The sequence below is a fragment of the Xanthomonas sp. NCPPB 1325 genome (genome assembly GCF_041477645.2).
In the GTDB taxonomy this organism is placed as follows: domain Bacteria; phylum Pseudomonadota; class Gammaproteobacteria; order Xanthomonadales; family Xanthomonadaceae; genus Xanthomonas; species Xanthomonas cannabis.
In genome coordinates this window covers 957,462-969,941 of record NZ_CM192985.1, presented here as the reverse complement: position 1 = coordinate 969,941, position 12,480 = coordinate 957,462, and the positions used below count along the sequence as shown (strand labels likewise).

Here is a 12,480-nt window from a genome sequence, read left to right as displayed (position 1 = left end):
TCAAACGGTTTCCGTAACCTTGTTCAAGTGCGGCGGCAGATCGGGATTATGGCCGCGCTGCAGCGCCAGCGCATTGATCGCGCGGTAGAAGCTCTGCACGGTGAGCAGCGGTGCGCAGGCAGGATGCGCGGCGTCGGCCAGCGGCAGATCGCCATCGGGCGCGGCCAGCCACACCTGCGCACCGCGTGCGCGGAATTCTTCGGCCAGCGCGCGGGTACCGGCGCCGGTTTCATCCGGCTGCGCGAACACCAGCACCGGAAAGCCCGGGCCAACCAATGCCATCGGCCCGTGCTTGACCTCGGCCGAGCTGTAGGCTTCGGCATGCAGGCCGCAGGTTTCCTTGAACTTCAGTGCCGCTTCCTGCGCCGCGCCCAGGCCCAGGCCGCGGCCCAGCACGAACAGGTTGTGCGCGGGCGTCAAACCGGTGGTCAGTGCCGACCAATCGGCCTGCCAGGCATTGCGCAGTTGCTGCGGCAACACATCCACTGCCGCGAGCAGGGCCGGGTCGTTCTTCCAAACGGCGCCCAGCTGCAGCACCGCGGCCAGCGAGGCGAGATAGCTCTTGGTGGCGGCCACGCTTTTTTCCGGGCCCGCGCCGAGCGGAATCACCACATCGGCCAGCTGCGCCAGCGGCGAATCTTCCACGTTGACCAGGGCGACCACGCGCGCGCCGGCGGCCTTGGCGGCTTCGGCATTGCGCAGCAGGTCCGGGCTCTTGCCCGATTGCGAAATCACGATGTACAGCGCGCCACGCAGTTGCAGTGGCGCTGCATAGACCGAGCCCACCGACGGCGAGGCGGAAGCGGTGACGATGCCCAGTTGCGTCTCGAACAGGTACTTGGCGTAGGTGGCGGCATGATCGGAGCTGCCGCGCGCGCAGGTCACCACGAACGGTGGCGGGTTGTCGCGCAGCGACTGCGCAAGCGCGGCGATGGTGTCGGCGTTACGCGCGAACTGTGCAGCAACCACATCGGCGGTCTGCGCCGCCTCGCGGAACATCAAGGTGTCGGTTTCGGTGGGAAGGCTCATCGTGGCTCAGGCGGATTCGGGGGGGAGGGGTTTGCCGGTGGACGCAGGCGCCGGCGCGGTGGAGCCGCGCACCACCAGTTGCGGCACGAAGCCGCGGTTCTGCAATTGCGCAGGCTGGTCGTCGTAGGCATCGCTGCGCAACTGGCTGATCAGCAAGCGTGCGGCATGCCGCGCGATGTCTTCGGTGGCCTGCTTGGCGGTGGTCAATGCCGGCCACGACTGGCGCGAGAACGGGCTGTCTTCGAAGCCGGCAATGGACAGCTGGTACGGCACGTTCATGCCGGTGGATTTGGCCGCGGCGAGCACGCCGGCAGCGATTTCGTCGTTGCTGCCGAAGATGGCCGTGGGCGGCTCGCGCAACGACAACAGCCGACGCGCACCACGGAAGCCATCGTCGAAGGTGTAGTCGCCGGGAATCACCAGATGCTTGTCCAGGTTGATGCCGTAGTCCTTCAACGCCGCTTCGTAGCCGGCATAGCGCTCGCCGCTGGAGCGGTGCTGCGGGCCACCCCACAGAAAACCGATGCGTTGATGGCCGAGCTGGATCAGATGCTCGGTGATTTCATAGGCGGCATCGCGGTCGTCGATGTAGACGCACGGGCCATCGCCCGGGTCTTCGGTGGAGGCAATGATGCGCACGCTCTTGATGCCCCGCGCGGCCAGGCCGGCGAGCAGTTCCGGGCGCTCGGACATCGGCGCGGTCAACACCACGCCGGCCAGGCGCGAGCGCTGCACCCATTCGGCCAGTTCTTCGGCAAGCAGCGGCGAGGTGGAATCGCAGGGATGGATCTGCAGGCCGAAGCCGGTTTCGCGGCAGGCAGCCAGCACGCCGTTCTGGATACCGATGATGTGGTACGGGTTGGGGTTGTCGTAGACCAGGCCGATCACGAACGGCGTGCCGCTGCGCAGGTTGCGCGCGGACGGGTCGGGTTCGTAGTCGAGGTCGGCAATGGCACGCAGCACGCGTGCACGCGTGGCCTGCATCACCGAGGGCTCGTTGTTGATCACCCGCGACACGGTCTTCAACGAGACCTTGGCGCGCTCGGCGACGTCTTTGATGGTGGGCCTGCGCATGGGTGTGCCTTGTTCGTCGGAACGCATCATGCTGGCTGGTTCACTTGGCCTGGGCCGGCAGGCCCACGCGGTGACCGCGCAGCGAATAGAACAGGATGTACAGATAGCACGGCGCCATCAGCGCAGCGAACACGACCTGGAAGTCGTAGTGCTGCTTGAGAATGGCGAACAACTGCGGAATGATCGCGCCGCCGGCAATGCCCATCACCAGCAACGCCGAGCCGATTTCGGTGAAGCGGCCCAGCCCGCGAATGGCCAGCGGAAAGATCGCCGGCCACATCATGGCGTTGGCAAACCCAAGCGCAGCCACGAAGCCCACCGACACGTAGCCGTGGGTGAGCAAGGCGCCAAGCGAGAACAGCACACCCAGCACCGCCGACACGCTCAGGTAACGCGCCTGCGAAATGACGTTGGGGATCAGCACCAGGCCGGCGATGTAGCCCAGCAACATCGCGCCCAGCGTGTAGGAGGTGAATAGCTTGGTGCTGTCCAGTGGCAGATCGAAGCCGTGGCCGTAGGTGCCGATGGCATCGCCGGCCATCACTTCCACACCCACGTAGACGAACAGGCACAGCACGCCCAGCCACAGGTGCGGGAACTGGAAGATGCTGGATTTCTGCACGCCAGTCGCGCCTGGCGTGGCATTGGCTTCGGAGGCCTTGAGCTCGGGCAGCGGCGAGAACAGCACGCCGATGGCCAGCACCAGCAACACCCCGGACATCACCAGATACGGCGCGTGGATCTTGGCCGCGAATGCGGTGAGCAACTGCTCCTTGGCGGCCGGCGTGGCGCTGGCCACCTGCGCGGACAGATCGCCGATGCCATGCAGCACCAGCGAGCCGATCAGGATCGGCGCCAGGATGCCGGCGATCTTGTTGCAGATACCCATCAGGGCGATGCGGCGCGCGGCGCTTTCGATCGGCCCGAGAATGCTGATGTAGGGGTTGATCGCGGTCTGCAGCAAGGCCAGGCCGCTACCGATCACGAACAGCCCCGCCAACGCGCCGGGATACCAGCGCTGCGTGGCGAACTGGCCGAAGCCGGCTGCACCCACCGCCATCACCACCAGGCTCAGCGCCAGGCCCTTCTTCATGCCGGTGCGCTTGAGAATCCACGACGACGGCAAGGCCAGGAAGAAGTACGACAGGTAGAACACCATCAGCACCAGAAACGCGTTGACCTCGTTGAGGTCGAACGCCAGCCGCACGAAGGTGATCAGCGGCCCGTTGATCCAGGTGAAAAAGCCGATGATGAAAAACAGCACGCCGACGATGGCGATCGAGACAACGGGATTTGCGGGCCTGGCGGTAGTCATGGATCGGCGGGCTCTGAGGTTGTCGTGGGGGATGCCGTCGGCGTCAGCGGCGCAGTTCGGCGACGAAATCGTAGAAATCGTTGTGGCAATAGGTGTCGGTCAATTCGATCGCGCTGCCATCGCGGGCATAGCCCACGCGCACCACGTGCAGGATCGCCTCGCCGGTCTTCATGCGCAGGTGGTCGGCCAGCCGCGCCGGCAGATTGATCGCGCGGAAATACTGCAGCGCGCGCACCACCGGCGTGCCCTGCGCATCCAGGTAGCTATACAGCGAATCGCCGATCTGCTGCGGGTCGGCGACGATGCGTTGCGGCAGCACCGCGTGCTCGTAGGCCATGACGCGGTCGTCGGCGCTGCGCAAACGCGTGAGCGAGGCCACCGCCGCATCCGGCGACAACCCCAGCCGCAGGATTTCTTCGCCGTGTGCCGGGCGCAGCCGCCGCTCCAGCCAGCGCGTGCCGGGTTCGTAGCCCTTGATGCGCAGCGTCTCGCTGAAGCTGGTGAGGCCACTGAGCTGATGCTGGATCTGGGTGGTGACGAAGGTGCCGGCGCCCTGCCGGCGCGAGACCAGGCCCTGTTCGACCAGCACATCCACCGCCTGGCGCAGGGTCACCCGCGAGATCTGCAGGCGCTCGCACAGCTGGCGCTCGGCCGGCAGCGCCTCGCCGGCCTTCCATTGCCCGCCACGGATGGCGTCGGTGAGCTTCCCTGCCAACTGCAGGTACAGCGGGGTCGGCGCGGATGCGTCCAGCTGCAGGTCGTCCAGTCGCTTGTCGGCATCCGCCTTGGCCTTGGCCATTGTTGAATCCTGCCCGCCCAATTCGATAGGTCCAATATAGTACCAATCGACGCCAGCGCACCAGCCCTGTCCCTGGCTGGTCGGGTAGAGTGGTTTCGGCCCGCGGCGGCCAGGCACCGCCGCACCTGGGGCAATGAACTGCTGATTACGGCGCGGTGGGTCCGTGGTCTGCCTTTTCGGTGCCTGTTTCGGGATCGGCGAGCGGGACGAAGGGCGACGCGCGGCCGTACATCGCCGCATTCGGATCAGACCAATTTCAGATCGCCAGGGGCGCCCTGCCCTGCAGGTGCTGACCATGCGATCCAAAGCGTAGTGCATGGTCAGGCAGCGGGATGACCCAAGCCTGCGCGTGATCTACAACTGCCCCTGATCCAGCCGGACCAGCGAGCGTTCCGGGGTCCGGGTAAAGCCGAGCAGTTGCAACCCCAGTTGCAGGGCGCTGTCGCTGTCGCTGCCGGGGTCGACCTGGGTGCGCCACTGCCATTGGCCATCGCGCTGCAGGCGCAGCTCTGCGCCGAGCTGGACGCCTGCCGGCAGGCCATCGTCGGGCGTCAGCGTCAACACCACGGCATCGTCCACGCAGCGCGGGGTGCCACGCAGCCGCAGGGACAGCACGCCGGCGGCCGCGCCGCCGTCGTTGGGGATCACCTGCACGGCGACGTCGCCACCGGCCTGCAGGCAGTGGCTGGCATCGAAGACCGCACGCACGGCGCGCAGGTCGATCGCCAGGTCCAGCAGCTGCACGCCGCCCGGCGTACGCAGCAGCAGGCGCCCGCTGGCCTGCTCCACGCCGTGCCGTGCCCCCTGCACGGCAACCAGCTGCGCAGTGGCCGAGCGCAGCTGCACCTGGCGCTCGCCGCGCAGCAGGGGCAGCGGGCGCAGGTGCACGTCCACATCGCCCACCTCCAGCGCATTCCAGGTCACCCCACGCAAGCTGCCGTTCCAGATCGAGCCTTGCGCTTCGAGTGCGGCAAACGGCAGCGTGTCGACAGGCAGCACCAGGCGCAGCGGCAAGGTGGCGATCACGCCAGCCACCAGCAGCACACCGCTCAGCAGCATCCAGCGCACCACCCTCACGGTGCGATGCCCGTCAGGCGGCAACGCACCTGCAGCTGGCCGTCGTGCCGCCGGATGTCCAGCCCGGCTGGCGTCACGCCGTCGCGCTGGCGCAGCTGCTCCAGCCAGGCGAACAAGGTTGGGCCGGCAACGGCATCGATCTGCAATTCAAGCGCACCTGTGGGACCGCGACGTTGCTGGGTGATGAAGATGCCGGCCTCCTGCGCGCGTTGCACGATACGCGCAAGCGGGACTGCGGCCACTGTAGCGCTGGGCTGTGAGGCACGCGCAATGAGCAGCGCCGCTGCGGCCTGGTCGTAACGCGCTTGCGCGCTGAGGCGCCAGTGGCGCAACGGCACCAGCAGCGCATACCACGCGATGAACGCCGCGATCGCAAGCAGCATGACCGTCAGCATGATGCGCTCGCGTGGCGCACGCGCCTGCCACCACGGATGCATCCGTTGCAGCGCGCTCATCGTGGCGGCTCCAGTTCAAGAGGGGTCTGCATGCGGTCGTCCTGGGTCTGGCTGGTGCCGGGCCGCAGTTGCCAGCCGGCACGGCTGAGCTGAGCGGTGATGTGTTCAAGTTGCGCGGCATCGCTATGCAACACCGTGACGCGCAAGGGCCTGCCATCTTGATAGACAAGCGCATCCAACGCTGCGCCAGGCACGGCATCGACTGCGGCGAACAGCGCCGCGAGCTGCGCGGCGAATGCATCCGGTTGATTCGCACCTCGTGCCGCGGTCGAGGCACCGCGCCTGCCGCTGTCGTCGGTGGCGCCGGGCAGCTGCGCGACGGCTCGCTGCAGTCGCTGCGCGCCGATCTCGTAACGCAGGTTCTGGGCAAGCATGAGCAGTACGGGCGAGACCAGCAGTAGCCCGGACAGCCAGGCCAGCGTGCGCCGGCTACCGCGTGCGCGTTGTGGCGTTGGCACGGCAAAGCCCTGCTGACGCAGATTGATCGGCACGCTTGCGGCGTGTCGGGCGAAGTGCGCGATGGCGTGCTGCGGGTCTTCCTGCGGTGATTGCGGTGATTGCGGTGATTGCGGCAGTGCTGCAAGCAGCACGGCCGCCAGCGATGGTTCCAGACTGCAGGCCAGGCGCCTGCCGCGCATCAACCAACGGCCGTCCCAGCCCACCAGCGTGGGCGGCTGACCGGGCGCTGCCTCCGGCAGCAGCAGGCAGTCCGGTACCACGCAATCGGGCACGATGCCCAAGCCGGCAGCACGCTCCAGCCAGTGCCGCATGATGTCTGCATCCACGGCCGCCACCAAGCGTTCGCCATCGCTGTCTGCCTGGTCGGCAATGACCACGTGCAAAGCCTGCCCGTCGACCGCCAGGTGCTCAGCCAGTTGCAGGCGTGCCGCAGCTACCGATTGCGCAATGCTGCGCCCGGGCACGCGCATCCAGCGCAGATGCACATCCGCGCCGGGCACCACCAACACCGTCTGCGTGGCAGCGGCGGGCTGCTCGCTCCCTACCGCGTGCAACCTTGCGTGCCCGTGCGCATCTACGTGCAGCCGTGTGAGCGGCGCAGCTGCATCGGCTGGCAGCAATGCCAGGGTGATACTCATTGGTCGGAACTCCATTGACGCGCCACCAACCGCACGCGGCCGGCAGGATCCTGCTGCAATAAAGCCTCCAGCATGACCTGCGCCCCGGCGTGGTCGACCTGGCTGAAGAGCGAAAAATATGCAGTGCGCAGTTCGATCTGCTGGTACACCGCATCCGGCAGCGACACCTGCAGCAATGCCGGTGCGCTCCAGAACACCGCCGCATCGCGCCAGCCACCAGGCGGCCGCGCCGCAATCACGCGACGTGCGGCCGGCAGGCCCAGTGCGCCTTCGGTCAGCGCCACCAGCACCGGCGCATCCTGCAGACGCAGCGTGTTGACGTTGATCGGCGACAGGCGTCCTTCCGGCAGCGCACACACGTACGGCTGCAGTTGCGCGACCAATTGCGGCGTATAGCCGACGATGGCGTGCAGTTCGCTGACGCCGGCCAGCAAGGTCGCACCTGTGCGCAGCGGCACGGCCGCCTGCAGGTAGCGGTCGTCTTCGGCCCCTTGCGCGCCGGGCTGCGCGTCGCTGTCGATCCAGTCCACCAGCGCATCGGTCAGCGCCTGCGCCTGTTGCGGAGCGATGCCCATCACTTCGAGCAAGGCGCGGTATTGACGTGCACCTTCATCGCTGCGCTGCCATTGCTCGGGCGCACCGACGACCACGCTGTTGAGATTGAAGCAGCCGCCGCGGTCGCGCAGGCGCACGCTCACGGCACCGTCGTCCAACGGAAAGCGGATCGGCTGGTCGTTCCAGCCGCCGTCCAGGGTGGTGCGCAGCGGATCGCGCTTTGCCATGGCCTGCAGCCGTTGGCGCGCGACGGTCTCGCTCCCCAGTGCGTACCACTGCGCCTGCGTCATCGCCGCGCCATTGCCGCTACGGCGCAGCCCAAAGCGCAGGTCGTCCAGCACGGCGGCCATCAGCAAGGTCATCACTGCAACCAGCAGCAACACCGTGAGCAAGGCCACGCCCCGTTGCCTGGCAGGGACGTGCAGTGTGCTCATGTGCGCCCCTGCGGCAGCAGGAACAGCTGGCGCACCCGTCCCCAGTGTTCCAGCTCCAGCTCCAGCGCGACCGCATCCGGCACTGCTTCCAGTCCGCCGCTCCAGCCATCGCTCCACTGCGCGCGGTAATGGAACGCCACCACTGCCGAGCGCACACCGCGCAACAGCACTTGCGGCGTGCCGGCGGTTGCGCCGTCGAGCGCAGGGCGTGCGCTGCGCTCCAGCCGCCCATCCACCACGCGGTATTCCACGTATTGCAGCGACGCACGCGGCAACTGGTCCGGATTGCTCCAGCCACGCCGCACGAAGCCGAACAACGGCCCCTGCGTCCCCGGCGCGCTTGCGACAAATGCGCTACGGGCAGCACCGCCCTCGCTGTTGCGGGTGCGGCGCACTGCGGCCTGTTGCAGGTCGCTGCGCAGCAAGCCATGCGCAAGCTGGAAATCGCGGATTTGTTGGAGGCGCACGCGCACGGCATCACGCTGATCGATGCTCTGCCGCATCACCACCACCGCCGCTGCGGCCACCAGCGCGAATACCGCCAGAGCCACCAGCAGTTCGATCAAGGTGAAGCCGCGCGTGCGCTGCCTGCGGATCATTCGACACTCCGCAACACACTCAGGCTGGCCACTTCCTGCGCCTGGCCTGCGGCGCGCACGCGCACCTCGACCCGCAACAGGCCTGCAGCGCCGGCCGGCATCGACTGGCGTTGCCACTGCCAGCGGCGATCGCCGAGCACTGCCTGGCCGTTCGCTGGTGCGCGTAAGGCAGCAGCGGGCGACAGCATGGCCTCGATCGCCTGGTTCTCTGCTACCACCGCAGCCAGTGCACGCTCTTCCAGCACCACCGCCGTGCGGGTGCTCTCGCCGGACAGATTCAATAGACCGACCACCGCCATGCCGAAGATCGCCAGCGCGACCATCAGTTCGAGCAGCGAAAATCCGCCAGATGCGCGTGGCTCAGCGAGAGGGCGCATCGACCTGCACCACACCGGCGGCATCCACCACCACCTGCATCTGCTGCCGACCATCCGCTAATGCGATGCGTTGCGGCGTCGCCGCGCCGGTGGGATCGAAACGCACGCTCAGTCGCTCGCTGCCGGCAGGCAACTGCGCCTGGATGCCGTCCGGCCAGCGCATGGCTGCGAACGGCGTTTCATCCAATGCGATCCAGCGCTGCTGCGCCTGGCGACGGAACACGTAGCCGCCGGCATCGATACTGACCTCTACCATGCGCAAACTCATGATCGCCTCATCGCGTGCCTGCATCAGCGCGCTGGCCAGGGTATCGGCGTGATCGTGCAGATTGCGCTGCGTATCGGGCAACGTCATCAAAACCAGCGTGCTGGCAAGCGCGGTGATCACCAGTACCGCGAGCACTTCGAGCAGGGTAAAGCCGCGCGCGTGCGTTGGCGCCGCGTGCACTCGCATGCACATGGATGGTGGCTGTGCAGTGGCAGGTACTGTCGGCACTCAGCGCCAGTTGCCGATATCGGCGTTGTCGGCATCGCCGCCCTCTGCACCATCGGCGCCAAACGAATACACGTCGAAGCCGCCATTGCGACCCGGACGCCGGTATTGATAGGCGTGGCCCCACGGGTCTTCCGGCAGCCGGCGGATATAGCCGCCCTGTCGATAGCGCTCCGGCCGCGTCAATCCGCTCGGCGGGTTGAGCAAGGCCTGCAGCCCTTGTTCGGTGCTCGGGTAGCTGAGGTTGTCCAGGCGGTAGGTTTCCAGCGCCTGTTCCAGCACTGCCACGTCGGCGCGTGCCTTCTCGACCATCGCGCGGTCCTGGCTGGGCATCACGTTGATCATCACCACGGTGGCGAGCAGGCCGATGATGACGATGACCACCATCAGTTCGACCAGGGTGAAGCCACGCGCACGTTTGTGCGGGGTGAGTGCGTCGATGCGTGCACGGCATTGAATGGACTGCATGAGGATCTCCGGAAGAAACGGCCGCGCTCAACCAAGCGCGAGGGTGTTGAATTGCAGGATGGGCAACAGGATCGACAGCACGATGACCGCCACCACCCCGCCCAGCAGCACGATGATGGCCGGCTCCAGCAGGCTCATCGCGGCGGTGGTGAACGACTCGAATTCGCGTTCCAGATAATCGGCGGCGCGCTCCAGCATCGGCGCCAGGCGCCCGCTGTTTTCGCCACTGGAGGCCATGTACAGCAACGTCGGTGGAAACACCCCCGCGCGCTTCATCGCCGCGGCCAGGCTGCCGCCTTCGCGGATCGCGGTGACCATGCTGTCGGTGGCCAGCCGCAACGCACGGTTGTCCACGGTGCGCGCGGCAATCATCAGGCCCTCCATCAACGGCAGGCCGCTGTTGACCATGATCGCCAGCGTGCGTGCCATGCGCGCGGCGTGCAGATCGCGGATCAACCGGCCCAGCAGGGGCGCACGCAAGAGCGCGCGGTCTGCCGCCAGGCGCAGCGCCGGGCGTTTGAGCATGTGCAACGTGGCCGCCGCCGCAACCACCAGCGCAAGGAGTAACGGGACGCCTGCATGCAGCAGAAACTGCGACACGCCGATCACCGCACGCGTCAGCCAGGGCAAGGCGCGGCCCATCGAATCGAACTGGTCCACCACCTTGGGCACCACGAAGGTCATCAGCACGATCACCACCGCACCGGCCGTCAATGCAAGTGCGGCGGGATAGACCAGTGCAGACTGCAACTTGCTGCGGACCTGCGCCTGGCGTTCCAGCAGGTCGGCCAGGCGTTCCAGTACCTGCGGCAAGGCGCCCGCGCTTTCGCCGGCGGCCACCATGGCGCGGTACAGCGGCGGGAATGCGCTACCTTGCCGTGCCATCGCATCGGACAGGCGAAACCCTTCAAGCACCAGCGCATGCGTCTGGCTGGTGACCCGGCGCACGCCGCGGCGTTCGGACTGGGTGCCGATGGTGCGCAGGGCTTCTTCCAGTGGCGCGGTTTCCACCAGGGTGGAGAGCTGGCGGGTGAACAACACCAGGTCCTTGCCGCTGAAGCGCGCTGCGCGCACGGCCGTGCCGGCTGTCGCTGCGGCCGCTTCCACGCGCACGGGCACCCAATGCCGCTGCTCCAGCTGCGTACGCGCACTTTGCACGCTGTCGGCGCTGATCACGCCGTGCCGGTTGCGCCCCTGCAGATCGAGCACGGTGTAATCAAACTGCGGCATGCGCGTCGTCCTGCTGACGAGTCACACGCAGCGCTTCTTCCAGCGTAGTCAGGCCTTGCAACACGGCGGCGCGTGCGGCATCGCCCAGCTGCGGCGCGCGCGCGAAGGCCACCTTCGCCAGCGCGTCTTCGTCGGCGTTGTCGCCGATCAGGCGGCGCATCGCATCGTCCACCGCAATGGCTTCGTAGATGCCTACGCGCCCGGCGTAGCCGCTGTGATGGCAGACGCTGCAGCCCACGGCTGTGTAGATCAATGCGTCGGCAGGCGCATCCAGCAGTTGGCGCGTACCCGCATCGATCGTGCGCTCGCGGCGGCAGTGCGGGCACAAGCGCCGCACCAGCCGCTGCGCCAGGATCAGCCGCAGGCTCGATGCCAGCAGGAACGGTTCGATGCCCATGTCGCGCAGGCGCGTGACCGCCCCCACCGCATCGTTGGTGTGCACGGTGGAGAGCACCAGATGACCGGTGAGGCTGGCCTGCACTGCGATCTGTGCGGTCTCGGTGTCGCGGATCTCGCCGATCATCACCACGTCCGGGTCCTGGCGCAGGATGGCGCGCAGGCCGGCGACGAAGGTCATGCCCACACGTGCGTTGACCTGGGTCTGGCCGACGCCATCGATGGCGTATTCCACCGGGTCTTCGACAGTGAGGATGTTGCGCGAGCCATCGTTGAGCAGGCTCAGCGCCGCATACAGCGTGGTGGTCTTGCCCGAGCCGGTCGGCCCGGTCACCAGCACGATGCCGTTGGGCACCTGCAGGGCGCGCTGCACCGTGTGCATCACCGCCGGTGGCATGCCCAGCTGGGCCAGCGACAAGGTGCCCTGCTCCTTGTCCAGGATGCGCAGTACCACCCGCTCGCTGCTGCGCGTCGGCAGCGTGGACACGCGCACGTCCAGTGCCTTGGCGCCCATCACCAGCGACACGCGGCCATCCTGCGGGATGCGTTTTTCGGCGATATCCAGCCGCGCCATCACCTTGACCCGCGACACCAGCAACGGCGCGATGCGTCCGGGCAAGGTGGCCGCCTCGCGCATCACCCCATCCACGCGCAGGCGCACGCGCAGCCGCGATTCGTAGGATTCCAGATGTACGTCCGAGGCGCCCAGGCGGGCGGCCTCGGCGATGATGCCGTTGATCAGGCGGATGATCGGCGCATCGTCCTGGCTGTCGAGCAGATCGGCGGTGGGGATGTCGTCGATCAACGAATCCAGGCTGCCGTGCAGGTCCAGCGCCTCGACCTGCACGCCCTGCTCCATGCCGGCATCGGCGTAGATCTCCGACACATGCCGGTCGAACACCGACGGCGCCAGCGTGCGCACCTGCAACGGCATGCCCAGCGCACGCCGCAGCTCGATCAGCGCCTGCACGTCGCCGCCTTCGCGCAGGCCGATCTGCGCGGCGCTGTCGCTGCCCAGCAGCACCACGCCGTGGCGCTTGGCAAACGCGTAGGAAATGCTGGCACGCGCGGTGTTCATGGCA

Annotated in this window: 14 protein-coding genes; all 14 read right to left on the bottom strand. The window is 67.4% G+C overall.

The features are described from left to right. Positions 1-1,029, bottom strand: a complete 1,029-nt coding sequence (locus ACCQ10_RS03890) for an SIS domain-containing protein (RefSeq protein WP_372362286.1) — start codon at positions 1,027-1,029, stop codon at positions 1-3. A 6-nt stretch (positions 1,030-1,035) separates the two neighbouring features. Next, on the bottom strand, positions 1,036-2,103 hold the full coding sequence (locus ACCQ10_RS03885) for a LacI family DNA-binding transcriptional regulator (RefSeq protein ID WP_039414088.1): 1,068 nt from the start codon (positions 2,101-2,103) through the stop codon (positions 1,036-1,038). A gap of 40 nt (positions 2,104-2,143) precedes the next feature. Continuing rightward, positions 2,144-3,418, bottom strand: coding sequence for a sugar MFS transporter (locus ACCQ10_RS03880; protein WP_184439384.1), 1,275 nt, complete (start codon positions 3,416-3,418; stop codon positions 2,144-2,146). Positions 3,419-3,461: 43 nt separating this feature from the next. Further along, complete coding sequence (locus ACCQ10_RS03875) at positions 3,462-4,184, bottom strand: GntR family transcriptional regulator (RefSeq protein ID WP_372363049.1); 723 nt, start codon at positions 4,182-4,184, stop codon at positions 3,462-3,464. A 387-nt stretch (positions 4,185-4,571) separates the two neighbouring features. Then, on the bottom strand, positions 4,572-5,285 hold the full coding sequence (gene gspN / locus ACCQ10_RS03870; RefSeq protein ID WP_372363048.1) for a type II secretion system protein N: 714 nt from the start codon (positions 5,283-5,285) through the stop codon (positions 4,572-4,574). A 5-nt stretch (positions 5,286-5,290) separates the two neighbouring features. Further along, positions 5,291-5,749 carry a type II secretion system protein M gene (locus ACCQ10_RS03865; RefSeq protein ID WP_372362285.1) on the bottom strand — a complete coding sequence of 153 codons (459 nt, stop codon included), beginning with the start codon at positions 5,747-5,749 and terminating at the stop codon, positions 5,291-5,293. Next, a complete protein-coding gene (gene gspL, locus ACCQ10_RS03860) occupies positions 5,746-6,846 on the bottom strand; it encodes a type II secretion system protein GspL (RefSeq protein ID WP_372362284.1) in 1,101 nt (366 codons plus the stop codon). Before gspL ends, ACCQ10_RS03865 begins: the two co-directional genes overlap by 4 nt. Then, the gene (gene gspK, locus ACCQ10_RS03855) at positions 6,843-7,835 is read right to left on the bottom strand and encodes a type II secretion system minor pseudopilin GspK (protein WP_372362283.1); all 993 of its coding nucleotides are present in this window, start codon (positions 7,833-7,835) and stop codon (positions 6,843-6,845) included. The genes gspL and gspK overlap by 4 nt, the downstream gene beginning before the upstream one ends. Beyond that, positions 7,832-8,434 (bottom strand): type II secretion system minor pseudopilin GspJ, encoded by a 603-nt coding sequence (gspJ, locus tag ACCQ10_RS03850; protein ID WP_372362282.1) that lies wholly within the window; start codon positions 8,432-8,434, stop codon positions 7,832-7,834. Before gspJ ends, gspK begins: the two co-directional genes overlap by 4 nt. Next, positions 8,431-8,811 (bottom strand): type II secretion system minor pseudopilin GspI, encoded by a 381-nt coding sequence (gene gspI / locus ACCQ10_RS03845; RefSeq protein ID WP_372362281.1) that lies wholly within the window; start codon positions 8,809-8,811, stop codon positions 8,431-8,433. The genes gspJ and gspI overlap by 4 nt, the downstream gene beginning before the upstream one ends. Beyond that, positions 8,795-9,265, bottom strand: coding sequence for a GspH/FimT family pseudopilin (locus ACCQ10_RS03840; RefSeq protein WP_372362280.1), 471 nt, complete (start codon positions 9,263-9,265; stop codon positions 8,795-8,797). Before ACCQ10_RS03840 ends, gspI begins: the two co-directional genes overlap by 17 nt. A gap of 42 nt (positions 9,266-9,307) precedes the next feature. After that, entirely contained in the window at positions 9,308-9,772 is a 465-nt protein-coding gene (gene gspG / locus ACCQ10_RS03835) for a type II secretion system major pseudopilin GspG (RefSeq protein WP_372362279.1), read from the bottom strand. A gap of 27 nt (positions 9,773-9,799) precedes the next feature. Then, complete coding sequence (gene gspF / locus ACCQ10_RS03830) at positions 9,800-11,002, bottom strand: type II secretion system inner membrane protein GspF (protein WP_372362278.1); 1,203 nt, start codon at positions 11,000-11,002, stop codon at positions 9,800-9,802. Further along, on the bottom strand, positions 10,989-12,476 hold the full coding sequence (gene gspE, locus ACCQ10_RS03825; RefSeq protein ID WP_372362277.1) for a type II secretion system ATPase GspE: 1,488 nt from the start codon (positions 12,474-12,476) through the stop codon (positions 10,989-10,991). The genes gspF and gspE overlap by 14 nt, the downstream gene beginning before the upstream one ends. Positions 12,477-12,480: the final 4 nt, after the last annotated feature.